The organism is Gelidibacter sp. (assembly GCF_035577925.1).
GTDB lineage: Bacteria > Bacteroidota > Bacteroidia > Flavobacteriales > Flavobacteriaceae > Gelidibacter.
Genome location: NZ_DATJCY010000076.1, coordinates 1 through 1,658, shown reverse-complemented (window position 1 = coordinate 1,658; position 1,658 = coordinate 1). Strand labels below are relative to the sequence as shown.

Here is a 1,658-nt window from a genome sequence, read left to right as displayed (position 1 = left end):
TTTGCAGCTTCAGTCAAATTCTGTAAGGCTTTCTTCACTTTTTCTTGATTCCTTTCAGCTTTAATTCTATTTAAACGTTCAATTTGCGACGCTCTTACAGTTTGATTATCAACTTCGAGCGTGCTAATCGGATCTTCTTTTTCCAATCGGTATTTGTTAACGCCGACAATAATATCCTGACCTGAGTCAATCCGCGCCTGTTTGCGAGCAGCAGCTTCTTCAATCCTCATTTTTGGAATACCAGCCTCAATGGCTTTGGTCATTCCGCCAAGTGCTTCGACTTCTTCAATCAATTCCCAAGCTTTTTGAGCAATATCGTGCGTCAGTTTTTCAACATAATAGCTTCCTGCCCAAGGATCGACCGTTCTTGTAATTTGGGTTTCCAATTGTAAAAACAATTGCGTATTTCTGGCTATTCGTGCAGAAAAATCAGTTGGCAATGCAATGGCTTCATCCAAGGCATTGGTATGTAAACTCTGCGTACCACCAAATGCCGCAGCAGCTGCTTCAATGGTAGTTCGAGCCACATTATTAAAAGGATCCTGCTCGGTTAAACTCCATCCTGAAGTTTGCGAATGCGTACGCAATGACAACGATTTATCATTTTTTGGATGGAACTGTTTGACCATTTTCGCCCATAACATTCTGGCGGCTCGCATTTTGGCAATTTCCATAAAATGGTTCATCCCAATGGCCCAAAAGAATGACAAACGCGGTGCAAACGTATCGATATCCATTCCTGCTTCCAGTCCTTTTCTGATGTATTCCAATCCGTCAGCCAAGGTGTATGCCAATTCAATATCGCAAGTTGCACCAGCTTCTTGCATGTGGTATCCAGAAATACTGATACTGTTGAATTTCGGCATATTTTTACTGGTAAATTCAAAAATATCGGCTATAATTTTCATCGAAGGCGTTGGTGGATATATATAGGTATTCCGAACCATAAATTCTTTGAGAATATCATTCTGAATAGTTCCTTCCAGCGCTTCCATTTTCACACCTTGCTCTTCTGCTGCTACAATATAAAATGCCATAATTGGTAAAACAGCGCCATTCATGGTCATGGATACCGACATTTGATCTAAAGGAATTTGATCAAAAAGAATTTTCATATCCTCAACAGAATCAATGGCAACACCAGCTTTACCCACATCACCAACCACGCGTTCATGATCGGAATCATAACCTCTATGCGTTGCCAAATCGAAAGCTACAGATAGTCCTTTTTGTCCTGCGGCCAGATTTCTTCTATAAAAAGCATTACTTTCTTCAGCCGTTGAAAATCCTGCATATTGACGAATGGTCCAAGGGCGGCGCACATACATTGTGGAATAAGGTCCTCGTAAATTAGGGGCTATTCCGGCAATAAAATTCAGGTGTTCAACATTTTTTAAATCAGCGAAGCTGTAAGAGGGCAAAACTGATATGCCTTCGGCAGTCTGAAAAGTTTCTGGTTTCTCGTTTAAAGTTTCAAGTCGAGAGTGCTTATCCATCAATAGATTTTCATCATCTTCCATTTGACTTGCCTCTAATTCAATATGCTGTAAATTTTTTCTACTCATCTTCCAATCGTTTTTGTTCCACAGTTTCCGCCAAACGCTTTCCGATAATAGGTTCAATCAAAGTTTTAATTGGATTTTTTTTGATAAAAGGAT

General features: G+C 40.0%; 1 protein-coding gene. It reads right to left on the bottom strand.

Annotated elements, in window-relative coordinates:
* Positions 1–1,496: methylmalonyl-CoA mutase (gene scpA / locus VNJ50_RS02355; RefSeq protein ID WP_414652857.1), on the bottom strand; the 1,496-nt coding region annotated here is incomplete at its 3' end.
* Positions 1,497–1,658: the final 162 nt, after the last annotated feature.